The sequence below is a fragment of the Oleomonas cavernae genome (assembly GCF_003590945.1).
GTDB classification, from domain to species: Bacteria; Pseudomonadota; Alphaproteobacteria; order Zavarziniales; family Zavarziniaceae; genus Zavarzinia; species Zavarzinia cavernae.
The window spans coordinates 2,193,876-2,215,696 of record NZ_QYUK01000011.1 but is presented as its reverse complement, the minus strand read 5'-3'; the positions used below and the strand labels follow the sequence as shown (position 1 = coordinate 2,215,696).

Annotated in this window: 18 protein-coding genes; 9 read left to right on the top strand and 9 right to left on the bottom strand. The window is 67.6% G+C overall.

The window, feature by feature from the left end:
- The first annotated feature begins 55 nt into the window (after positions 1-55).
- On the top strand, positions 56-1,894 hold the full coding sequence (locus D3874_RS14435) for a hypothetical protein (RefSeq protein WP_147385672.1): 1,839 nt from the start codon (positions 56-58) through the stop codon (positions 1,892-1,894).
- Here the strand turns inward: D3874_RS14435 and D3874_RS14430 are convergent.
- Complete coding sequence (locus tag D3874_RS14430) at positions 1,881-3,080, bottom strand: low temperature requirement protein A (RefSeq protein ID WP_119778703.1); 1,200 nt, start codon at positions 3,078-3,080, stop codon at positions 1,881-1,883. The genes D3874_RS14435 and D3874_RS14430 overlap by 14 nt on opposite strands.
- 195 nt (positions 3,081-3,275) lie before the next feature.
- Here D3874_RS14430 and D3874_RS14425 point away from each other — a divergent pair, with 195 nt between their 5' ends.
- Together D3874_RS14425 and D3874_RS14420 are read left to right on the top strand one after the other, a co-directional pair.
- A complete protein-coding gene (locus tag D3874_RS14425; RefSeq protein ID WP_119778702.1) occupies positions 3,276-3,632 on the top strand; it encodes a hypothetical protein in 357 nt (118 codons plus the stop codon).
- 128 nt (positions 3,633-3,760) lie between these two features.
- A complete protein-coding gene (locus tag D3874_RS14420) occupies positions 3,761-4,180 on the top strand; it encodes a hypothetical protein (RefSeq protein ID WP_119778701.1) in 420 nt (139 codons plus the stop codon).
- 249 nt (positions 4,181-4,429) lie between these two features.
- Here D3874_RS14420 and D3874_RS14415 read toward each other — a convergent pair whose 3' ends face one another.
- Positions 4,430-7,492 carry an EAL domain-containing protein gene (locus D3874_RS14415; protein WP_199699067.1) on the bottom strand — a complete coding sequence of 1,021 codons (3,063 nt, stop codon included), beginning with the start codon at positions 7,490-7,492 and terminating at the stop codon, positions 4,430-4,432.
- 150 nt (positions 7,493-7,642) lie between these two features.
- Positions 7,643-8,674 carry an AraC family transcriptional regulator gene (locus D3874_RS14410; protein ID WP_119778700.1) on the bottom strand — a complete coding sequence of 344 codons (1,032 nt, stop codon included), beginning with the start codon at positions 8,672-8,674 and terminating at the stop codon, positions 7,643-7,645.
- Positions 8,675-8,821: 147 nt separating this feature from the next.
- Between D3874_RS14410 and D3874_RS14405 the strand changes: the two genes are divergently transcribed.
- The 6 genes from D3874_RS14405 to D3874_RS14380 all read left to right on the top strand — a co-directional run bounded on the left by D3874_RS14405 (position 8,822) and on the right by D3874_RS14380 (position 14,692).
- Positions 8,822-10,453 (top strand): AMP-binding protein, encoded by a 1,632-nt coding sequence (locus D3874_RS14405; RefSeq protein ID WP_119778699.1) that lies wholly within the window; start codon positions 8,822-8,824, stop codon positions 10,451-10,453.
- A gap of 171 nt (positions 10,454-10,624) precedes the next feature.
- On the top strand, positions 10,625-11,383 hold the full coding sequence (locus tag D3874_RS14400) for an SDR family NAD(P)-dependent oxidoreductase (protein WP_119778698.1): 759 nt from the start codon (positions 10,625-10,627) through the stop codon (positions 11,381-11,383).
- A 17-nt stretch (positions 11,384-11,400) separates the two neighbouring features.
- On the top strand, positions 11,401-12,588 hold the full coding sequence (locus tag D3874_RS14395) for an acetyl-CoA C-acyltransferase (RefSeq protein ID WP_119778697.1): 1,188 nt from the start codon (positions 11,401-11,403) through the stop codon (positions 12,586-12,588).
- Positions 12,589-12,598: 10 nt separating this feature from the next.
- Positions 12,599-13,726, top strand: a complete 1,128-nt coding sequence (locus D3874_RS14390; protein ID WP_119778696.1) for an acyl-CoA dehydrogenase family protein — start codon at positions 12,599-12,601, stop codon at positions 13,724-13,726.
- Positions 13,727-13,890: 164 nt separating this feature from the next.
- Positions 13,891-14,232: an arsenate reductase (glutaredoxin) gene (gene arsC, locus D3874_RS14385; RefSeq protein ID WP_119778695.1), complete on the top strand. Its 342-nt coding sequence runs from the start codon at positions 13,891-13,893 to the stop codon at positions 14,230-14,232.
- A 79-nt stretch (positions 14,233-14,311) separates the two neighbouring features.
- Positions 14,312-14,692: a hypothetical protein gene (locus D3874_RS14380; RefSeq protein WP_119778694.1), complete on the top strand. Its 381-nt coding sequence runs from the start codon at positions 14,312-14,314 to the stop codon at positions 14,690-14,692.
- 5 nt (positions 14,693-14,697) lie between these two features.
- Here D3874_RS14380 and D3874_RS14375 read toward each other — a convergent pair whose 3' ends face one another.
- The 6 genes from D3874_RS14375 to hyfB are packed head-to-tail and all read right to left on the bottom strand — an operon-like array spanning position 14,698 to position 21,817.
- Positions 14,698-15,213: an NADH-quinone oxidoreductase subunit B family protein gene (locus D3874_RS14375; RefSeq protein WP_119778693.1), complete on the bottom strand. Its 516-nt coding sequence runs from the start codon at positions 15,211-15,213 to the stop codon at positions 14,698-14,700.
- 10 nt (positions 15,214-15,223) lie between these two features.
- Positions 15,224-16,741, bottom strand: coding sequence for a hydrogenase large subunit (locus tag D3874_RS14370; RefSeq protein ID WP_119778692.1), 1,518 nt, complete (start codon positions 16,739-16,741; stop codon positions 15,224-15,226).
- A gap of 18 nt (positions 16,742-16,759) precedes the next feature.
- Entirely contained in the window at positions 16,760-18,208 is a 1,449-nt protein-coding gene (locus D3874_RS14365; RefSeq protein ID WP_119778691.1) for a hydrogenase 4 subunit F, read from the bottom strand.
- Entirely contained in the window at positions 18,205-18,867 is a 663-nt protein-coding gene (locus D3874_RS14360; RefSeq protein ID WP_119778690.1) for a hydrogenase-4 component E, read from the bottom strand. Before D3874_RS14360 ends, D3874_RS14365 begins: the two co-directional genes overlap by 4 nt.
- Positions 18,867-19,817 carry a respiratory chain complex I subunit 1 family protein gene (locus D3874_RS14355; RefSeq protein WP_456306415.1) on the bottom strand — a complete coding sequence of 317 codons (951 nt, stop codon included), beginning with the start codon at positions 19,815-19,817 and terminating at the stop codon, positions 18,867-18,869. Before D3874_RS14355 ends, D3874_RS14360 begins: the two co-directional genes overlap by 1 nt.
- Positions 19,814-21,817 (bottom strand): hydrogenase 4 subunit B, encoded by a 2,004-nt coding sequence (gene hyfB / locus D3874_RS14350; protein ID WP_233559950.1) that lies wholly within the window; start codon positions 21,815-21,817, stop codon positions 19,814-19,816. Before hyfB ends, D3874_RS14355 begins: the two co-directional genes overlap by 4 nt.
- Positions 21,818-21,821 lie beyond the last annotated feature (4 nt).

Here is a 21,821-nt window from a genome sequence, read left to right as displayed (position 1 = left end):
ACGGGTGGCGTGATGGCCGGATATGCTATCACTCGGTCAGTGCTGGCATCGGGAATTGCTTCATGAACAAGACGCGCCTCGGCATTGTTGCCGTCCTGGTCCTGGGGCGATCGGCCTCGCCGGCTGGCTCCTGTCGGGCAGCGGCGAGGCGCCGCGGGTCGCGGTGCTGAACTGCGACACGATCCGCGCCGATCTCGATGCCGTGATCGCCAAATTGGCGCCCGACCGCAAGGTGACGGTCTCGGGCCTCGAATGCACGCAAACCCGCCTGGCGCTGGCCGAACTGCGCCTGATGCCGGCCGATGTCTCGCTCGATGCCTCGACCATCACGCTGACCGGCCTCGTCCTGACCGGGCTCGACATCGAAAACATCAAGGCGTTCCTGGCCCCGGCCGCGCCGGGGACAGCGGCGCCGGATCGTCTTTCCCTGGCCGGCGAAATCACGGCGGCCAAGGTGCGCTTCGAGGGTGCTGCCAGCAGCGTTGCCTTCGATGATGCGCATGTGGCCGGGATCAGCGGCCGGCCACTGGCACAGGAAGGCACCCTGCGCGACTGGCTGAGCGCCCTGGCGTTCGACAGCGCCGCCGCCCGGGAAGTGCAACTCGATCCGCCGGGCACGACCCAGCCGACCGTCAGCTTCCACGCCGTCGCCGTTTCGGCCTTCGACGGTGCCAGGGTCGGCAGGATCGACCTCCATGGCTGGGCCTCGGCGGCACCCGACGGCTCCGTCCGCGTGGGCTGCGACCGCGCGACCTACGATGGCATCAGTGCCAGTTCCCTGGCCCTCATGACCGGCTATGGGCCCGATATGCCGGCCTCGACGCCCGAGCAGATCCAGGCTGACCCGAAAGCAGCCTTGGGCGAGATGGCCCGGATGCTCGAAGCCATGGGCAAGGATGTTTCGGTCGATCAGGCGAGCGGCGAAAACTGCGTCATCTCGGGCAAGACCCCGGCTGCTGCCTTCGACGGCAAGATCGCCAAGTGGACCGTCACCAGGCAGGTCGGGATCAGCTTTGCGCAGATGGCCTATGAAGGGTCCGAATTCACCATCCGGCCCGGCGACGAGAAGATCGTCGTCACCCTGGGCCGCTTTGCGATGTCCGGCGTGGATCTCGGCGGGTTCTTCAAGCCCTGGGCCGACGGAACCGGCATGGCGCCCGATTTCGGCGGCTTCCGTGTCGAAGGTTATGAACTGGCGGATCTCGCGGTCGCCCGGGAGGGGCTGCCGCCGGTGAAGCTGGGAAGTTTCGTCGTCAAGGGCAGCGACTATGTCGACAATATCGCGTCGGCCGGCTCGGTGCGGCTGTCGGGCTTCGTCTTTCCGATCGCGATCATCGACTCGCAAGAAGCCCGCCGGCCGCTTGCCGACCTCGGCTACGACGAGATCAAGCTGGACGCCAACATCGCCTACACCTACGACCACAAGACCAAGTCGCTGGAAATGAAGCAGTTCGAGATTGCCCAGGCGGACGGCGGCACATTTTCCCTGACGTTCAAATTCGTCGACTACGACATCAAGGCCCTTTACGAGGCCATGAGCGCCATGCGGCCGCCGTTATCCCTGGCCGGCGCCAAGCTGGAGGCGCTGACCGCCAGCTACGAGGACCATTCGCTGTTCGGCCGCCTCATCAAGGTCATGGCGGGGGAGCAGGGTATCTCGCCCGAGGATCTGGTTGCCCAGACTCAGGAAGACCTCGCCAATGCCTCCCTGTCGGCGCCGGGGCCGATCACCAAGGCAGCCGTAACCGAGGTGACGCGCTTCTTCGCCGACCCCAAGCGCATCGTGCTGACCCTGGCCCCGACCCGGATCGCCACCTTTGCCGAGATCGGCGGCCGGATCGAAGACATGGAGGGGCTCGCCAAGCTGTTGGGCCTGAACGTCAAGGCGGACTGAGCGTGCCGCTCGCCGCCGGGGTGCGCAGCGACAGGCCCTCCCAGATCCCGACCGCGACCAGGACCACGGTGGTGGCGGCGCTGAGCAGCAGCGGCGAGGTGAAGAAACCGGCGGGAACGAGCAGGGCGAGCAGGCCCAGCCCGACCAGGTGCGACAGCGGCAGGTTCGGGGCGCTCAGGCGCTTGAACAGCATGTTGCCCAGCAGGTAGAGCGCCGGCCCGCCGATCACCACCGCGGTTACGCCCGGCTCGCCATGGCCCGTGGGATGGGCCAGGACGAATTCGTCCGCCACCGCCGTCACGATGATGCCCGCGACCAGCAGCAGGTGGATATAGGTATAGCCCAGCCGGGCGATGCGGCCGGGATCCTCGGCGCTGGCGATATGGTGGCTGCCGCGTTCGGCGCCGATGTTGAAGTAGATCCACCACATGGCGACGCTGCCGATGAAGGAGGCCAGAAAGGCGCTGATCGTGACCGGATCGGCTGCCAGCTCGGCAAAGGTGGCGCCGGTCACCAGGATCGATTCCCCCAGCGCGATGATCACGAACAGGGCGCAGCGCTCGGCCAGGTGCCCGCCCTCGACGTCCCAGTCGCTGGTCATGGAACGGCCCAGGCCCGGAACCCTGAAGCCCTGGGACGGCCCGGCATATTCGATCGCCAGCGCCACCACCCACAGGGCCAGCCGCGTCTCGCCTTCGGCCAGGCCGCCGGCAAGCCACACGGCACCGGACACGGCCAGCCAGATCGAGATACGCTGAAAGTTACGGAAATTGCCCGGGCTGTGCGGCTTCAGCGCCCACAGCATGAACAGGCTGCGGCCAAGCTGCATGGCGACATAGGCGCCGGCAAAGAGCAGGCCGCGCGCCTCGAAGGCTTCCGGCAACGAGGTCGACAGCAGCAGGCCGGCCAGCATCAGGCCGAACAGCATCAGCCGGACGGCGGGCTTGTCGGGATCGAGCCAGTTGGTGACCCAGGAGGTGTAGATCCACACCCACCAGACCGCCATCAGCAGCAGCGCCGTCTCGAGCGCGCCCAACGGGGTGAAATGCTTCAGCAGCGAATGGGAAAGCTGCGTCACGGCGAACACGAAAACCAGGTCGAAGAACAGCTCGACGAAGGTCACCCGGCCATGTTCGTGCGGCTTGCGCTGGCGCAGTACGCTGGAATGCTCGCCTGATCTGCCCATTACCCACCCCGATCGCCTAACCCTTGGTGGTGCAATGGTAATCAGCCGGGCGGGGCGGTGCACCGCGTAAATCGTGCAGGCCCCGTGCAACCCGGATCAGGGATGCCGTGTTTCTCCACTGCATGGCTACAATAATCGGCGGCCGACGATCGTTCCGGCTGCCTATCGAGGGCCATTGTCCAGGAGGACAAGAAGATGGCACTGCATCGGGTGAAGGTGTTGAGGGGCGGCATTGCCGCCGCGGCCTTGGCACTTATGCTTGGCGGTTGTGTCGCCTATCCGGTGGATAGCGGGTCGCGGTACTATAGCCGGCCGTCGACATCCTATTACTCGGCACCAGCCCCGCGCTATTACTCGGCACCGGCGCCGCGCTATTATTATGCGCCCGCCCGCCCGCGCCATTACGACAGCTACCACCGTTACGACCGGCGCGACGACGATGACGACCGCCGCCGTTATCGGCGCTACACCGACGACGACCGTCGCCGCCACGATCGCGACGACGACGACCGCTCGCCCTACTATCGCTATCGCTACGACAAGAACCATTGACGCCTTTTGACCCCGGCATATTGCCGGGGAATGAAACCTCCGTCGCTGCCGGGGCGTTGTCCTTTCAGAAGCCCGACGAGCCTTTGCCCCGGCAAAGGTCCGTCGGTGCAATTTCGGAGGACAGGCAGATGAAACGACTACAGGCCAAAATCATCGGCGGCGGCCTGGCCGCGATCGCCCTGGCGGCCGCCCTCGCCGGTTGTGCCCAAAGACGTGTCGAGCAGGTCGACGCCGGCGGGCGAGCCTATTATTCAGGCAGCACCGATCCGACCTACTATGGCGAACCGACCTACTATCCGGTGCGCACGGTACCTGCGCGCGCCGTGCCCGCCTATACGCCACCCGGATACTATGTCGTCCCGTCGTATTACGCGCCCACCCCGGCGCCGGCGCCAACGGGTGTCTACTATGTGCCGGCGGCGCCGCCAACGCGCTACTACGACGCCGCGATCCCCGATGATCGCTACTACTACCGCAGTCCCGACGATGGCCGCTGGTACGTGAGCTACGACTCCACCCGCTTCCAGCGGGGCAAGGACGACCGGTAGCGAACCTTAAGGCGTTGCGGCGCGTTGAATCCGATGAGTATGGATCGGAGGACGAAAAATGACCGGATTGAGGCCAAGAATTCTGGCCGGTGCTTTGCTCGCCGCCGTCGCGCCGCTCGGCGGCTGCATCGTGTTCCCGGGGACAGCGGGCCGGACTACTATGCGGGTTCCGGTCCCGCCTATTATAACTACTACCCGCCGCCTTACTATCAGGAGCGCCCGGAGCAGTATCCGCGGGAACGCTGAGCGTTATAGGATGGAATCGAGCGGCACCGGGCGCCCGATGAAATAGCCCTGTGCCTTGTCGACGCCCATTTCCCGCACGATGGCCAGGGTTTCGGCATCCTCGATGAATTCCGCGACCGTGGTCGCGCCGAACCGGTGGCCCAGGTCGTTGATCGCCTCGACGATCGTGCGGTCGGCCATGCTGGTCTTGAGCTGGCGGATGAAATTGCCGTCGATCTTGATCTGGTCGACCGGAAACTGCCGCAGATAGGGGAACGAACTGAGGCCCGAGCCGAAATCGTCGAGCGTGATGCTGCAATCGGCGGCCCGCGCGGCCGAAACGAACTGGCTTGCCGCCTGCAGGTTGTTGATCAGGGCGGTTTCCGTGATCTCGAAATGCAACCGCCCGGGCGCCAGGCCCGAGGCGTGCAATTCCGTCTGCATGAAGGGCCACAGCGAGGGATCGTTCAGCGAATTGGCCGACAGGTTGATCGCCAGGGCCAGGTCGTGCGCCCCGCGCAGCCGCGGGCCGTAGTCGCGCAACAGGGTGCGCACCACCCAGCGATCGACGTCGCCCATGAGGTCGTAGCGCTCGGCGGCGGGGATGAAGCCGCCCGGCGCGATCATCTCGCCGGCTTCGTTCTCCAGCCGGAGCAGGATCTCGTAGTAGGGCCGGCGCCGCCCGTCCTGGCGCAGATCGAGGATTTCCTGGGCAAACAGGCGGAAGCGGTTGGCCGTGATCGCCGCGCGGATGCCGGCGGCGACATGAATGTCCTGGTGGTGACGCTTGGCATCACTTTCACCCGGGCGGTAGAGCGAGACCCGGTTCCGGCCGGCGGATTTGGCGGCATAGCAGGCGACGTCGGCCTGGCTCATCAGGTCGCCCAGGGTCGCGGTGGGCGAGATTTCGCAGATGCCGATGCTGGCCCCCGGGGTATAGATCTTCTCGTCCCAGACGAAGGACATCGCCCCGATCGCCTCGACCAGCTTGTTGCCGATCCCTTCGGCCTGCTCGATCGCGCAGTCGGCCAGGATGACGGCAAATTCATCGCCGCCCAGGCGTGCCGTCAGGTCGCCGGTGCGGACATTGGCGCGGATGGTTCTGGCCACCTCGCGCAGCAGGACATCGCCGGCGGCGTGGCCGGCGCTGTCGTTGATCACCTTGAAGCGGTCGAGATCGATGAAGCACAGGCTGTGTGCACGGTTCTGCTGGCTCGCCTGCTGGCAGGCCGCGGTCAGCCCCTGTTCCAGGGCCTTGCGATTGGGCAGCCCGGTCAGGGCATCGTGCAATGCCGAATGTTCCAGTTCGCGCTGCAGGGTCTTGGCCTTGGTGACATCCTGGAACACCAGGACCGAACCGATGATGTCGCCCGATGCCTTGCGGATCGGGGCGGCGGAATCCTGAATGCTGCGGCGTTCGCCGTTGCGCGCGATCAAGACCAGGTCGCCGTTGATGTAGTAGGGGGCCAGGCTGCGCAGGCAGGCTTCGACCGGGCTGGGGGCGGGCTTGTCCGTACCCTGTTCGACCAGCCTGAAGACGTCGGTCAACGGCCGCCCCGAGGCCTCGGCCATCAGCCATCCGGTCAGTTGTTCGGCGATCGGATTCATGAAGGTCACGCGCTGCTCGGCATCGGTGCACATGACGGCGTCGCCGATCGAATAGAGCGTCGTGCGCAGCCGCTCCTTTTCCTCGTACAGGGCTTCGGTCAGGGAGCGTTGCTCGTCCTCGGCCTGCTTGCGCTTGTCGATGTCCTCGATCTGCGAAATGAAATAGAGCGGCACCCTCGAACGCGGATCGCGCATGATCGACACGGCGAGCAGGGCCCAGATGATGCTGCCGTCCTTGCGGATATAGCGCTTCTCCATCCGGTAGCTGTCGATTTCGCCGGCAATGACGCGCCCGACCTCGTTCAAATCCGAGGCGAGGTCGTCTGGATGGGTGATCGCCTGGAATGTCGTGTGAAGCAGCTCGTCCGGGCTGTAGCCGAGCATCTCGCAGAGCGATCGATTGACCCGGTTCCAGGAACCGTCGAGGCCGACCAGCGCCATGCCGATGGCCGAATTGTCCATGGCGTTGCGGAAGCGCGCCTCGCTCTTGCGCAGGGCATGCTGGTCGACCCGCTGGCGGCCGATCACCAGGGCGACACAGAACGCCGGCAGGATCGCCAGCCCGGCCGAGAGTTGCAGCGATGTCCCCAGAAAGCCTGCCTGGCCGGCCACGCTGATGATGTTTCCCGTCAGGCCGGTGGCGATGACCGTGCTGATCTTGATCAGGGCGAGCAGGGCGATCGCCAGGGCATTCAGGCGCAGCGCCATGAACACCAGGGGCAGGGCCACCACGGCCAGCGGATAGTGCAGGTGGGCCAGGGCGTAGTTGACCAGCGGTACCGACAGCAGGGCAAAGGCCAGCGCTTCCCATTTCCGGCTGCCTTCGAGCATTTCCTGCCAGGCGGCTTTCGAGGCCGCGACGGCCAGGGGCAGGGCCATCAGGGCGCCCGTGCTGCTGCCGCTCCACCACGGCCACCAGCTCAAGGTGAAACCGGCCTGCCCTCTCAGGGCGAGAAACAGGGAGCCGCAGGTCGCGCCGACGGCGGCGGCCGCCAGCGCGATGCTGATCAGGATGAAGTAGGAGGCGGGGGTCGCTATGCGTTGCCCGATCGGGCTGAGCCAGTTCAGCAGGGTGATGGCCAACGCGATCTCGATCAGGTTGGCGGCGGAAAGGCCCAGGGCCAGTACGATATCGGCACCGGTGACGAGGTTCGCGGCCGTGGCGGCGAGGAATATGCCGCCCAGGAGATAGCGGCCATGCCAGGCCGGGTTGCGCCAGACCAGCCCGATGACGACGGCATTGCCCAGCCACAGGTTGGCGATCTCGCCCACCTGCAATCGCGACAGGGCGATGCAGGCCACCGCCAGGATGAAATAGAGCCAGGCGACGATGGCGCCTTGCCTGACATGGCTGTTCGCCGATGCCGCCGCCAGCGCCGGAGAAGGCTGGGCGGGGTGGGGCCAGATCCTGTCGCCGGCCGCGATCGGCGCGGCGGCGATCTCGCGGGCCTCGACGCGTTGTGTCGCGGGAGCGGTCACGACAAAGCCTGCTGCCGGCGACAACGCAGTCCGGCGTGGGCGCTGCACGCTTGGGACTTGGTTGGGTCTGCCGGCTTCTTGGGGGCCATGGTCGCCTTGTCACGCACGAGCGGTGAGGGGATAGGTGGCCAATTATGACGGTCCGCAGCCTTAAGCTTCAGTTAATCGGCCGCCGGCCTGTCCTTCACCGGCCCGTCGCCGGTATTCGTTGGGCTGCAGGCCGGTCCATTTCTTGAAGGCGCGGTGGAACGAGCTGGGGTCGGCGAAGCCCAGTTCCTCGGCGATGGCGGCGACGCTTTGCTGCCCGCGGCCCAGGCAGCGCACGGCATGGTCGCGGCGCAGGCTGTCCTTGATCGACTGATAGCTCTGGCCCTCGCCGTCCAGGCGCCGGCGCAGGGTGGAGGGGGACATGTGGAGGGTGCCAGCCAGGCTGTCGAAATCGGGCCAGGCCGTGGGCAGGCTTGCCCGCAGGAGGCGGCGCACCCGCACGGTCAGGCTGTCGTTGGAGCGGTACTTGACCAGGATGTTGGCGGGTGCCTTGCGCAGGAAGGCCTTTACCTCGGGCGTCGAACGCTTGACCGGCAGGTCGAGGAAGGCCGCGTCGAAGACGATGCGGGTACGGGCCCGGCCAAAGCGCAGGTCATGGGTGAACAGGGTCTGGTAGTCGTCGATGTAATCCGGCGCCGGACAGCGGAAATCGGCGGCGATGATGGGGATGCGCCGGCCGGCCAGCCAGCAGGTCAGCCCATGCAGGATCAGCCAGAAGGTACAATAGGTGAAGGCGCGGCGCGGGGCGCCCGGCTCGGCCAGGACGACCTCGGCCCGGTCGCCTTCGCGGGTGACCTGGCCCTGCATGTCGTCGAGCACCGCGCCCAGGAAACGCAGCGCCCGGCCTAAGCCCTGGCCAACGGTCTGGGCCTGGGCCACGGCGTGGGTCATCAAGGTGAAGCTGCCGGGCTTCATCCGATGGCTGTCCATGCCGAAGAATTCGTCGTCCATGGCCCGCACCAGGCCCAGCCACAAGGCGCCGTAGTGGGCGGCCGGCACGCGGGCGGCGGGGTCTGCCATCAGGGCCGGCTCGATCCCCGCCGCGGCCAGCAGGGCGTCCGTGTCCAGCCCGCGGCGGCGCGGCTCCACCAGGGCCTCCTCGATGAGGCGCACGGAGATCGTGCCGCGCAGCATGCCGGTTCACCTTCCCGATTCGTTCAATCGACCCATGTTGCAAAATCGATCGGGCAATTTGGAGCCTGCTGCCATTGTAGCTTGGCCGCAATGGGGTTAACCCCAGGGCAAGGGCCAGGAAACGACCGCGGAAAAGGGTAAGGCGCGATGAAGCGACCATATGAAACCGTTGCGAAGGCTTTCACCGTGTCCGCGCTGGAAGCCGAACTCGGCATCGACCCGAAGGCGGGCATGAATGCCTGCATCGAATGCTGCGACCGCCACGACCAGGGCGCGCTTGCCCTGCACTGGGAAGGCCGCGACGGCGCCAGCGCCGATTACAGCTTCGGCCAGCTCAAGGCGCTGTCGGCCAAATTCGCCAATTTCCTGGTCGCCCAGGGGGTGAAGCCGGGCGACCGCATCTCGGGCCTGCTGCCGCGCACACCCGAACTGCTGATCACGATCCTGGGCACCTGGCGCGCCGGCGCGGTCTATCAGCCGCTGTTCACCGCCTTCGGCCCCAAGGCGATCGAGCATCGGGTGGCCAGCGCGCAGAGCCGCCTGGTGGTTACGGATGCAACCAATCGGGGCAAGCTGGACGAGGTCAAGGATTGCCCGCCAGTCGTGACCATCACCGACGACCTGCGCGCCGGCGATTTCGACTTCAAGGCGGCGCTGGCCGGCCAATCGGCCGAATTCACGCCGGTCCTGCGCGGTGCCGACGATGCCTTCTTGATGATGTTCACCTCGGGCACCACGGGCCTGCCCAAGGGTGTGCCGGTGCCGCTGAAGGCGATCTTGAGCTTCATCGTCTACATGCGCGACGCCGTCGGTCTGCGGCCGGACGACAAGTTCTGGAACATTGCCGATCCCGGCTGGGCCTACGGCCTCTACTACGCGGTTACCGGGCCGCTGGCCATGGGCCATGCCACCACCTTCTATGACGGTTCGTTCACGGTCGAGAGCACCTATGGCCTGATCAAGAAGCTGGGCATCACCAACCTGGCCGGCTCGCCCACCGCCTACCGCCTGCTGATCGCGGCCGGGCCACAGGCCGCCGCCGCGGTGAAGGGCCAGTTGCGGGCGGTGAGCAGCGCCGGCGAGCCGCTGAACCCCGAAGTGATCCGCTGGTTCGCCGAACATCTGGCAGCGCCGATCCATGATCACTACGGCCAGACCGAACTGGGCATGGTGGTGAACAACCACCACGAGCTCGAGCATCCGATCCGCCTAGGGTCCGCCGGCCTCGCCATGCTGGGCTACCGTGTCTGCGTGCTCGACGAGGCCAACCGGGAACTGCCGCCGGGCCAGCCGGGTATCCTCGCCGTCGACCGCTCGAAGTCGCCGCTGTTCTGGTTCCCCGGTTATCTGAACCAGGAAACCCCGTCCTTCGTCGGCCACTATTACCGGACCGGCGACACGGTCGAACTGAACGATGACGGCAGCATCAGCTTCGTCGGCCGCTCGGACGACATCATCACCTCGGCCGGTTACCGCATCGGTCCCTTCGATGTCGAAAGCGCCCTGATCGAACACGCGGCGGTGGTCGAAGCCGCGGTGGTGGGCAAGCCCGATCCCGAGCGCACCGAGATCGTCAAGGCCTTCGTCGTGCTCGCCAAGGGTTACGAGCCGACGCCGCAACTGGCCGAGGAACTCCAGCAGTTCGTCCGCCGCCGGCTCTCCACCCATGCCTATCCGCGCGAGGTCGAATTCGTCACCGACCTGCCCAAGACGCCCAGTGGCAAGGTCCAGCGTTTCATCCTGCGCAACCAGGAAGTGGCCAAGGCGAGTGCCGCCTGATTAATCCCTCTCCGCCGCTTGCGGGGGAGAGGGAAGGGGCCCGTCGCGTCAGCGATGGGAAGGGTGAGGTGGTTCCGGGGCAGCGCGGCGCTCTTCGGGACCACCCACCTCACCCAACCCACTCCCCCCTGAAGGGCGGAGAGGGCTACCAAGTCGAAGGAACAGTGAAGAATGCAGATCGCAGGTAACACTTTCATTGTCACCGGCGGCAGCTCGGGCCTGGGCGCCGCCACTGCCCGCATGGTCGTCGCGGGCGGCGGCAATGCCGTCATCGCCGACGTCAACGACAGCGGTCTGGCGGTCGAACTTGGCGAACGCGCGGTTTTCGTGCGCACCGACGTGACCAGCGAGGGCGATGCTCAAGCTGTGGTTGATACCGCAATCTCCCGCTTCGGTACCCTCCACGGCCTCGCCAACTGCGCCGGTATCGTCATCGGCGAGAAGGTCGTGGGCAAGGCCGCGCCCCATCGCCTGGACAGCTTCGCCAAGGTCATCGGCGTCAACCTGATCGGCGCCTTCAACATGATCCGCGTTGCCGCCCAGGCGATGTCGACGGGTGTTGCGGGCGAAGACGGCGAGCGTGGCGTGATCGTCAACACCGCCTCGATCGCCGCCTTCGACGGCCAGATCGGCCAGGCCGCCTACGCCGCCTCCAAGGCGGGCGTGGCCGGCATGACCCTGCCGATCGCGCGTGAACTGGCGCGTTCCGGCATCCGCGTCGTCACCATCGCGCCGGGCACCTTCGAGACCCCGATGATGGCCGGCATGGCGCCCGAGGTGCGGGAATCCCTGGGCAGGCTGGTGCCGTTCCCCTCGCGCCTCGGCGTGCCGGCGGAATTCGCCGCCCTGGTCAAGCACATCTGCGAGAACCGCATGCTGAACGGCGAGGTCATCCGCCTGGACGGTGCCCTGCGCATGGCCGCCAAGTAACCTGGAAGGACAACACCATGGCTGAAGATCCCATCGTCATCGTCGGTGCCGCGCGCACGCCCATGGGCGGCTTTCAGGGCGACCTGAAGGACATGACCGCGGCCCAGATGGGCGCCGCCTCGATCAAGGCGGCGGTGGAGCGCGCGGGCCTTGCCCTCGATACCGTCCAGGAAGTGGTGTTCGGCTGCGTCCTGCCGGCGGGGCAGGGCCAGGCCCCGGCCCGCCAGGCAGCACTGGGTGCCGGGCTGCCGCTGTCGGCCGGCTCGACCACGGTCAACAAGATGTGCGGCTCGGGCATGAAGGCGGCCATGTTCGCCCATGACCTGCTGGTCGCCGGCAGCGCCGATGTGGTGGTGGCCGGCGGCATGGAAAGCATGACCAACGCGCCCTATCTGCTGGAAAAGGCGCGCGCCGGCCTGCGCATGGGCCATGCCAAGGTGATGGACCACATGTTCCTCGATGGGCTCGAGGATGCCTATGACAAGGGCCGCCTGATGGGCACCTTCGCCGAGGATTGCGCGCAGGCCTATCAGTTCTCGCGCGAGGCGCAAGACGCCTATGCGATCGAATCCCTGACGCGGGCGCAGAAGGCCATCGGCGACGGCAGCTTCGCCAAGGAAATCGTCCCGGTTACGTCCGGTTCGGGCAAGGCGGCCCGCGAAATCTCCCTGGACGAACAGCCGCCCAAGGCCAAGCTCGACAAGATCCCCACGCTCAAGCCGGCCTTCCGCGAGGGCGGCACGGTGACGGCCGCCAATGCCAGTTCGATCTCCGACGGCGCCGCCGCCCTGGTCCTGCTGCGTCAGTCGGAAGCCGAGCGCCGCGGCCTGACCCCGATCGCGGCGATCCGCGGCCATGCTACCCATGCCCAGGCGCCCAGCCTGTTCGCGACCGCGCCGATCGGCGCCATCGAAAAACTCTACGACCGCACCGGCTGGTCGAAGGCGGATGTCGATCTCTTCGAGATCAACGAGGCTTTCGCGGTCGTCGCCATGGCCGCCATCCGCGATCTGGGGCTGGACCCTGCCACGGTGAACGTCCACGGCGGCGCCTGCGCCCTGGGCCATCCCATCGGCGCCTCGGGGGCCCGCATCATCGTGACCTTGCTCGCCGCGCTGGAGAAATACGGCCTGCGCAAAGGCGTCGCGTCGCTGTGCATCGGCGGCGGCGAGGCCACCGCGCTGGCGGTCGAGCGGTTGAATTGAGGCAGAACCGATGATCCTCAGCCAAGAACAGGTCCAGATCCGCGACGCCGCCCGGGCCTTCGCCCAGGGCAGCCTGGCACCCTTTGCCGCGCAATGGGACCGCGACCATCGCTTCCCTGCCGAAGCGCTCAAAGAGATGGGCGAACTGGGTTTCCTCGGCATGCTGGTGCCCGAAGAATGGGGCGGCGCCGATACCGGCCAGGTCGCCTATGCCCTGGCGCTGGAGGAGATCGCGGCGGGCTGCGGCGCCGTCTCCACGATCATGAGCGTGCACAATTCCGTGGGCTGCATGCCGATCTACAAATTCGGCAACGACGACCAGAAGGAACGCTTCCTCAGGCCACTAGCCGCCGGCCAGAAGATCGGCGCCTTCGCCCTGACCGAACCCCAGGCCGGCTCGGACGCCTCCAGCCTGAAGACCCGTGCCCACCGGGATGGTGATCACTACATCCTGTCGGGCACCAAGCAGTTCATTACCTCGGGCAAGAATGCCGGCGTTGTGATCACCTTTGCCGTGACCGACCCGGCGGCCGGCAAGCGCGGCATCTCGGCCCTCATCGTGCCGACCGACCTGCCCGGTTACCAGGTCGCCCGGGTCGAGGACAAGCTGGGCCAGCATGCCTCCGACACCTGCCAGATCAGCTTCGACGACATGCGCCTGCCCGCCGACCTGTTGCTGGGCGAGGAGGGCGAGGGCTATCGCATCGCCCTCTCGAACCTGGAAGGCGGGCGCATCGGCATCGCCTCGCAGGCCGTGGGCATGGCCCGTGCCGCCTTCGAGGCCGCCCGCGACTATGCCCGCGAACGGGTGGCCTTCGGCAAGCCGATCATCGAGCATCAGGCGGTCGCCTTCCGCCTCGCCGACATGGCGACCCAGATCGCCGCCGCCCGCCTGATGGTGCACCACGCGGCCAGCTTGCGCGAAGCCGGCCAGCCCTGCCTGACCGAAGCCTCCCAGGCCAAGCTCTTCGCCTCGGAAATGGCCGAGAAGGTCTGCTCCGACGCGATCCAGACCCTGGGCGGCTATGGCTACTTGGCCGATTTCCCGGTCGAGCGCATCTACCGCGATGTCCGCGTCTGCCAGATCTACGAAGGCACCAGCGATGTCCAGCGCATGGTGATCTCGCGCAGCCTGTGATTTTTGCCATCAGGATTGGCCTCATCCTGAGCCTGTCGAAGGACGCGCCACGAGCCTGCCAAACATCTGGCAGCGTCCTTGCGCTCGACCTATGCGGCGAATAAATCTCCCTTTCACCGCAGAATATGCGGCGATTGTCGACACTACCCTGGCAGGGGGCATCCATGACCGTCACGATCTATCACAACACCAAGTGCAGCACGTCGCGGGCGGCGCTGGCGGTGCTGCGCGACAAGGGTGTCGAGCCGGTGGTGGTCGAGTACCTCAAGACCCCGCCCAGCCGGGCCGACCTGGGCCGGCTGGCCAAGGCAGCGGGGGCGCGGGAGTTGCTGCGGGCCAAGGAACCGCTGGCCAAGGAACTGGGCCTCACCGATCCCAAGGCCAGCGACACCAGGATTCTGGACGCCATCGCCGCCAACCCGGTCCTGCTCAACCGCCCGATCGTCGCCGGCCCCAGGGGCGTGGTGGCGGCGCGGCCGCCCGAACGGGCGCTGGAAATCCTGTGATCCGTCAAGGATTCCTTCAGCATTTTCCCCGATGCTGGCGCGGTGATTGACGCCGTGACGGCATTGCGGGAACAGGTCTATGAGCGCGCCGGCTGAGGTTCATTTCGAGGTTTCGGTCCTGGATGGCAACGGCGACTGGCAGGTCGTCGAGATTCAGACCGACGAAGTCGCTGCCCGGGCGGTTGCCAAGGATCTGCTGGCCAAGGGCGGCATTGCCGGGGTCCGGGTGGCGATGGAAAGCTTCAACGGCGACACCCAGCGCTTCCACGGCCGCCTGCTGTGGGAAACCCAGGTCCAGCGCCCTCGCCATCCCGCGTCGATCTATCAGGCCGCGAAAGCGCCGGCCGCCGCCGCGCCGATCAAGAACATCCGCGATTTCGCGCCCGGCACCCGTCGCCCCGTTCCCGTGCGCTCCTCCTGGTGGCGCCGCCTGCTCGGCCTGGGGCCGGCCACGCGCTAGCCGCTTCAGGCGCTTTTCGTCAGCAGGGCCAGCAGGCCGCCCAGCAAGGCGGTCGGCGTCGGCGGACAGCCGGGGATATGGATGTCCACGGGGATGACGGCGCCAACCCCGCCCACGCAGGCATAGCTGTCGGCAAACAGGCCGCCGTCACGCGCGCAGGCGCCGGCCGCGACCACCCATTTGGGCCCCGGTGTCGCGTCATAGGTGCGCTGGAGCGCTTCCCGCATGTTCCTGGTCACCGGGCCCGTCACCAGCAGCACGTCGGCATGGCGGGGCGAGGCGACGAAGCGCAGCCCGAACCGTTCCAGGTCGTAGAAGGCGTTGCCCAGGGCGTGAATTTCAAGCTCGCAGCCGTTGCACGAACCGGCATCGACCTGACGGATGGACAGGCTGCGGCCCAGGCGGGCGCGCGCGGCCCGGTCGACCCGGGTCGCGAGTTCGGCCAGCGCCACCGTGTCGGCCTGGGGCGCGGGTTCGGTGAACGGGGCCTTGATCAGGCTTTCGAGCAGCAGCTTCTGCATGGCGCGGCGCCTAGAGATCGTGCCCTGAATAAGAGCAGTTGAAGGATTTGTTGCAAAGGGGGAAGTCGGCGACGATGTTGCCCTCGATCGCGGCCTCCAGCAGCGGCCACTGGAACCATGACGGATCGCGCAGGTGGCAGCGCCCGACGCGGGCCCCGGCATCCAGGCGGACCCAGGCCAGGATATCGCCGCGGAACCCTTCGACGAGGCCCACGCCTTCACTCGGTCCGTCAACCTCGGCCAGCGGGATGCGCGTCAGCCCGTCGGGCGGCAGGGCCTTCAGGATCTGGCCGACCAGGGCGAGGCTTTGTTCGACCTCGCGGATGCGGATCCAGACCCGGGCATTGACGTCGCCTTCGCGCAACACCGGCACCTCGAAGCGCAAGCCGTCGTAGGGCGGGTAGGCGAGCTGCCGGCGGGCATCGAAGGCCAGGCCCGAGGCCCGCCCGACATAGCCGCCGCAGCCGTATTGTCGCGCCAGGGCGGGGCGGACGATGCCGGTGCCGACCGTCCGGTCCTGCAGCGAGGCCTTGTTGTCATAGAGCTTGACCAGGGCCGGAAAAGCCTTGGTCGCGACATCGATCAGGTTACGGATGGGCGTGGTGTCCAACGGGCCGGGGGCGACCTCGACGCCGCCGGGCACGACGCGGTCCATCATCAGGCGATGGCCGAAGCAGGCATTCGCCGCGCGCAGGACCTGCTCCCTTAGCACGCCGCAGTGGGCCAGCATCAGGGCGAAGGCGGCATCGTTGCAGATCGCCCCGATATCGCCGAAGTGGTTGGCCAGGCGTTCGAGTTCGGCCATCAGGGCCCGCAGCCAGACGGCGCGCTCGGGCACGGTTGCGCCCAGGGCGGCCTCGACGGCGCGGGCGAGGGCCCAGGCGTAGGCGACAGTGCTGTCGCCCGAGGTGCGGCCGGCGAGCCGGGCCGCGCGCTCGATCGACGCCCCCGTCATCAGCGCTTCGATGCCCTTGTGGACATAGCCCAGGCGCTGTTCCAGCCGGACCACGGCCTCGCCGTTGGCGGTGAAGCGGAAATGCCCGGGCTCGATGATCCCGGCATGGACCGGGCCGACCGGGATCTGGTGCAGGCCCTCGCCGTCGGCGGTCAGGAAGGCGTAGGGCGGCACCTCGGTCGCGGCGGGCAGGCGTTGGCCCAGGGGATGGCGCAGGTCCCAGCGGCCGTGGTCCAGCCAGGGCCGCGCATCGGGCGCCGCCGTCGCGGCCAGGCCGGTGAGATCGCACAGGGCACGCTCCAGGCGGCTGGCCGGCGGATGATATTGCGCGACCGAGGGAAAGGTCCCGTCCGGGCAGGCGAGGCTGGCCACCGCCGGCAGGCCCGCGGCCTCGTCCAGCAACGCCATGTGTACCGCCGCCGGCTCGCCCCACAGGCCCAGCAGGCGCCAGTGCCCCTCGTGCAGCCCGGCGCCGAGCGCCTGCCACAGCGGCGCGTCCACGATCCGGCGGGGGTAGGGCCGGTGCGCCTCGACCAGGTGGCCGCCGGCGATGGTATCGAGCAATGTCGCCATGGCATCTCCCTCCCGCGCCTAGCCCAGCATCCGCGCGACGTGCTGGAACCATTCGACCAGCGGCGGCGGCAGGTAGATGCCGGCGGTGAAGACCAGGGCGAGATGGGCCGCCAGGGGCAGATAGGACGCCTCCACCCGGGCATTGTTGCCGCTGGGCTCCCCGAAGGCCAGGCCGTGGAGGCGCAGCATCAGCGCGCCGAACGCGACCAGCAGGCCCAGGACCAGCGGCAGGGCCAGCAGCGGCTCGCGGGCGAAGGTCGAACTGACCACCAGGAACTCGCTCATGAAGATGCCCATGGGCGGCATGCCGGCGATCGCCACCACGCCCAGCACCAGGCCCCAGCCCAGCAGCGGATGGGTGACGGTCAGGCCCCGGATGTCGGCGATCTTCTGCGAACCCTTGGCCTGGGCGATATGGCCGACGGCGAAGAAGATCGCCGATTTGGTCAGGCTGTGCATGGTCATGTGCAGCAGGCCGGCAAAATTGGCCAGCGGGCCGCCGATGCCGAAGGCGAAGGCGATGATGCCCATGTGCTCGATCGACGAATAGGCGAACATCCGCTTGATGTCGCGGCGGCGATACAGCATGAAGCCGGCAAAGATCACCGAGGTCAGCCCCATGGTAACCAGCAGCGGCCCGGGCGCCAGCGCCCCGGGATTGCCGGCCAGCAGCAGCTTGAAGCGCAGCACGGCATAGAGGGCGACATTCAGCAAAAGGCCCGACAGCACGGCCGAAATGGGCGTCGGGCCCTCGGCATGGGCATCCGGCAGCCAGGCATGGAGCGGTGCCAGGCCGACCTTGGTGCCGTAGCCCAGCAGCAGGAACACGAAGGCGACATTGAGCAGGGCCGGGTCGAAGGCCGCGACCTTGGCCATCAGCGAGGTCCAGACCATGCCGTCGAAACCCTCGCCCACCACCGGTCGCGCGGCCATGTAGACCAGGATGGTGCCGAACAGGGCCAGTGCGATGCCGACGCTGCCCAGCATGAAATATTTCCACGCCGCCTCGATCGCCTCATGGGTGCGATAGATGCCGACCATCAGCACCGTGGTCAGCGTCGCCATCTCGATCGCCACCCACATCAGGCCGATATTGTTGGCGATCAGGGCCAGGTTCATGGCGAACAGCAGCACCTGGTACATGGCATGGTAGAAGCGCAGGTGCAGGGGCGTCAGCCGGCCGGTCTCGATCTCGTGGGCGATGTAACTTGCACTGAACGCGCTGGTGGTGAAGCCGACGAAGGTGTTGAGGACGACAAAGACGATGTTGAGGTCGTCCACCAGGATATAGGGGGTCGGCGCCGGCTTCTCGCCCAGCAGCGAGAGCGCCGCGGCCAGGGTGAGCAGGGCCGAGAGCACGTTGAGCCGCGCCGAGAGGCGGTAGCCCGGCAGCACCACCAAAAGGGCAGCGGTAACCGCGGGAACCCCCAGGATCAGGCCGATGGCATCGACCGGCAGCCCGTTCATTGGCGCTCCCCCCGGAACCGGTCGAGGGCATTGACGTCGACGGTGTCGAAGCGCTCGCGGATGCGGAACAGGAAGATCCCGATGACGATGAAGGCCACCAGTACCGAGAAGGCGACGGAGATCTCGACCACCAGCGGCATGCCCTTGGCGCCGGTTGCGGCCAGGATCAGGCCGTTTTCCAGCGACATGAAGCCGACCACCTGGCTGACCGCGTTGCGCCTGCTCACCATCATGAGAAAGCCCAGCAGCACCACCGACAGGGCGAAGGCGAGATCCTCGCGCGCCAGGGGGTCGGCGTCGGGCGTTACGCGCAGCATCACCACCATCGACAGGGCGACCAGCGCGATGCCCGCCAGCATGGTCGGCCCGACGCTGACCGCGGTCTCGATCTCGCGGTGGATGCCCAGTCGGGCGACGATCCGGTGCAGCGCCACGGGGATGACGATCGCCTTGAACACCAGGGCGATGCCGGCGGTGATGTAGAGGTGCGGCGCATCCTGGCCGTAGGCTTGCCAGGCGACCGACAGGGCGAGGAGGACCGCCTGCAGGGCAAAGGCGTTCAGCAGGGCATAGAGGCGGTCCTGGTAGAGCAGCATGAAGCTGCCCAGCACCAGGCCGCCGGCGAGAAGGTGGGCGACGTCAAATACGAAACCACCCATCAGAGGCTCCGTGAAACGAACAGCAGCAAGGTGCCGAGCAGGCCGAGCATGAGCGCCACGCCCAGGAAGTCGGGCACGCGGAAGACCCGCATCTTGGCGATCGAGGTCTCGAACACGGCCAGCAGGAAGCCGCCGACCGCGAGCTTGGCGACATAGAGGGCGGCACCGGCGAGCAGGGCGCCCAGCGTGGCCCCGGCGGGCGCCAGGCCCCAGGGCACGAAGACGCAGGCGATGAGCGAGACATAGAGCAGCAGCTTCAGCGCGGCGGCGAGTTCGATCACCGCCAGGTGGCGGCCGGAATATTCCAGCACCATGGCCTCGTGAACCATGGTGAGTTCCAGGTGGGTTGCCGGGTTGTCGATGGGGATGCGGGCATTTTCGGCGATGGCTACCAGGATCAGCGCGATCAGGGCAAGGCCCAGCGAGACGCGCAAGCCGATCGTGGGCGACAGCATGACGCCGGCCACGGTGGAAAGCTGGGTCGAACCGGCCAGCAGCGCCAGGGTGAACACGATCATGATCATCGCCGGCTCGGCCAGCGAGGCGATCATCACCTCGCGGCTGGAACCGATGCCGCCGAAGCTGGTGCCCACGTCCATGCCCGCCAGCGCCAGGAAGAAGCGGGCGCTGCCCAGGAGCGCGGTGATCGCGATGAGATCGGCCGTCCAACTGAACATGAGGCCGGTGGCGAAGGTCGGGATCAGGGCCGCCGCGACCCAGGTCCCCGCAAAGATCAGATAGGGGATGATGCGGAACAGCCACGAGGCATTGTGCGCCAGCACGACTTCCTTGCGCATGAGCCGGATGAGATCGCGGTAAGGCTGGAGCAGGGGCGGGCCGCGGCGGCGCAGGAAGCGGGCCTTCACCTTGCGCACGAAGCCGGTGAGCAGCGGCGCCAGCAGCAGGACCAGGGTCATCTGCGTGCCCTGAATAAGGAGATCCGCGATCATGGCCAGATCGCCAGCATGAGCAGCAGGGAGATGAGCGCGAAGAACACCAGGCTGAGATAGCGGCGAATGGTGAGGAACTGGAGATGGTTCAGGCGCTCGGCCAGGAAGGCAACCGCCCTGGCGATCGGCGTATAGATCAGCTCCCAGGCGAAATCGCGCAACTCGACCGTGAAGCGCGCCGGCCGCAGGTCGCCGGGCGGCGGCATGTCGACCGTCTCGCGCGCGCCGAATACCGACGAGCCGAAGACCCGGCGGATCGGTTGGGCGAAGCTGCTGGCGGTGTACTGCGTTGCCGGATCGGCATTGGGAAAGCCGCAGTCCCAGGCCGGCGCGCGGCGCACGGCGCGCGAGGCCAGGCGGTGAATGACGAAGGCCGCGATGGAGGCCGAGGCGGCGATGAAGACGAGGACCAGCAGGCCGTTGTAGGAACTGCGGCTCTCCATCACCGGCACGATCGAGAGCCAGGCATCGCCGAGTTGCCGCGGCATGCGCTCGCCCACCAGGCCCTGCACCACCGGGGCAAGGCCGTCGATCACCAGGCCCGGCAGCAGGCCCGCGATGACGCACAAGGCGGCCAGAATGAACATGGCCGACAGCGACCAGCGATCGACCTCGCGGGCGGCGGCGGCCACCGGGCTGCGCGCGCGGCCCAGGAAGGTGATCCCGAAGACCCGCACGAAACAGGCCGCCGCCAGGGCGGCGGACAGGGCCAGCAGCGCCCCCACCGCCGGCACCATCAGCTTCAGGCCCCACTGGGAGAGTTCGGGGCTGAGCAAGATCGCCTGGAACGCCAGCCATTCCGAGGCGAAACCGTTGAGCGGCGGCAGCGCCGAGATGGCCATGCAGGCGACCAGGCAGGCGATGCTGGTCGCGGGCATGCGGTGAATCAGGCCGCCCAGGCGCCCCAGGTGGCGCTCGCCGGTGGCGCTCAGCACGGCGCCGGCGCCGAAGAACAGGATGCTCTTGAACTGGGCGTGGTTGAAGACGTGGAACAGGGCGGCGGTCAGGGCGAGCGCGCCGGCCGCCGGCAGGCCGTTGGCGTCGAAGGCCAGCGCCAGGCCCAGCCCGACGAAGACGAGGCCGATGTTCTCGATCGTGCTGTAGGCCAGCACGCGCTTGAGGTCGTCCTGCATCAGGGCATAGAGCACGCCCAGGACCGCGGTCGCGCCGCCCACGGCGAGGACCGGCACCCCCCACCACCATGCCGTCGGGCCGAGCAGGTCGAAGACGATGCGCACGAAGCCATAGACCGCAACCTTGGTCATGACCCCGCTCATCAGGGCCGAGACATGGCTGGGCGCGGCCGGGTGCGCCAGGGGCAGCCAGACATGCAGCGGCACGAGGCCGGCCTTCGAGCCGGTGCCGAGCAGGACAAGGCCGAGCACGAGACCGGCCAGGACGGGCGGCGGGTGGGCGGCGCGCATGGTGTCGAAGGCATAGCCGCCCTCGGGCCCGGCCAGCAGGCCGAAGGCCAGCAGCAGGGCCAGCGTGCCGAAACTGGCCATCAGGATATAGACGAAGCCCGCGCGGGCATTGCCCGCTTCGCGGTGATGCGCCATGACCAGCGCCCAGGACGACAGCGACATGAACTCCCAGGACAGCAGGAAGGCGAAGGCGTCGTCCGCCAGCACCACGAGATTCATGCCCGCCAGGAAGGCCGGGAAGAACGGCAGCACCCGCTGCGGCTCGTGCTCATGGGCGCCATAGCCGATGCCGTAGAGGCTGGCGGCCGCGCCACCCAGGTTGACCACCACAAGGAAGAAGGCGGCCAGGGCGTCGAGCCGGAAATGGGCACCCAGCCAGGGCAGGCCGACGGGCAGGGTCACCTGGCTCGGCCCGCTCGCGAGGGCAAGGAGCGCCACGCCAAGCCCGGTCGCGGTAACAACCAGGGTGGCGCCATAGACGAGGCGCGTGGCCGCGCTCATGCGCCCGCAGGCGACCGCCAGCACCGAGACGGCGAGAAGCCCCGCCACACAGCCCAGCGCGGCGATCACGGGCACGGCG

What these genes read in the sequence shown, in the direction of transcription:
- D3874_RS14380 (WP_119778694.1), top strand. Translation starts at nt 14,312, where the DNA reads ATGAGCGCGCCGGCTGAGGTTCATTTCGAGGTTTCGGTCCTGGATGGC.
- D3874_RS14390 (WP_119778696.1), top strand. Translation starts at nt 12,599, where the DNA reads ATGATCCTCAGCCAAGAACAGGTCCAGATCCGCGACGCCGCCCGGGCC.
- D3874_RS14405 (WP_119778699.1), top strand. Translation starts at nt 8,822, where the DNA reads ATGAAGCGACCATATGAAACCGTTGCGAAGGCTTTCACCGTGTCCGCG.
- arsC (WP_119778695.1), top strand. Translation starts at nt 13,891, where the DNA reads ATGACCGTCACGATCTATCACAACACCAAGTGCAGCACGTCGCGGGCG.
- D3874_RS14425 (WP_119778702.1), top strand. Translation starts at nt 3,276, where the DNA reads ATGGCACTGCATCGGGTGAAGGTGTTGAGGGGCGGCATTGCCGCCGCG.
- D3874_RS14370 (WP_119778692.1), bottom strand. Translation starts at nt 16,741, where the DNA reads ATGGCGACATTGCTCGATACCATCGCCGGCGGCCACCTGGTCGAGGCG.
- D3874_RS14360 (WP_119778690.1), bottom strand. Translation starts at nt 18,867, where the DNA reads ATGGGTGGTTTCGTATTTGACGTCGCCCACCTTCTCGCCGGCGGCCTG.
- D3874_RS14430 (WP_119778703.1), bottom strand. Translation starts at nt 3,080, where the DNA reads ATGGGCAGATCAGGCGAGCATTCCAGCGTACTGCGCCAGCGCAAGCCG.
- D3874_RS14395 (WP_119778697.1), top strand. Translation starts at nt 11,401, where the DNA reads ATGGCTGAAGATCCCATCGTCATCGTCGGTGCCGCGCGCACGCCCATG.
- D3874_RS14365 (WP_119778691.1), bottom strand. Translation starts at nt 18,208, where the DNA reads ATGAACGGGCTGCCGGTCGATGCCATCGGCCTGATCCTGGGGGTTCCC.
- D3874_RS14375 (WP_119778693.1), bottom strand. Translation starts at nt 15,213, where the DNA reads ATGCAGAAGCTGCTGCTCGAAAGCCTGATCAAGGCCCCGTTCACCGAA.
- D3874_RS14420 (WP_119778701.1), top strand. Translation starts at nt 3,761, where the DNA reads ATGAAACGACTACAGGCCAAAATCATCGGCGGCGGCCTGGCCGCGATC.
- D3874_RS14355 (WP_456306415.1), bottom strand. Translation starts at nt 19,817, where the DNA reads ATGATCGCGGATCTCCTTATTCAGGGCACGCAGATGACCCTGGTCCTG.
- D3874_RS14410 (WP_119778700.1), bottom strand. Translation starts at nt 8,674, where the DNA reads ATGCTGCGCGGCACGATCTCCGTGCGCCTCATCGAGGAGGCCCTGGTG.
- D3874_RS14400 (WP_119778698.1), top strand. Translation starts at nt 10,625, where the DNA reads ATGCAGATCGCAGGTAACACTTTCATTGTCACCGGCGGCAGCTCGGGC.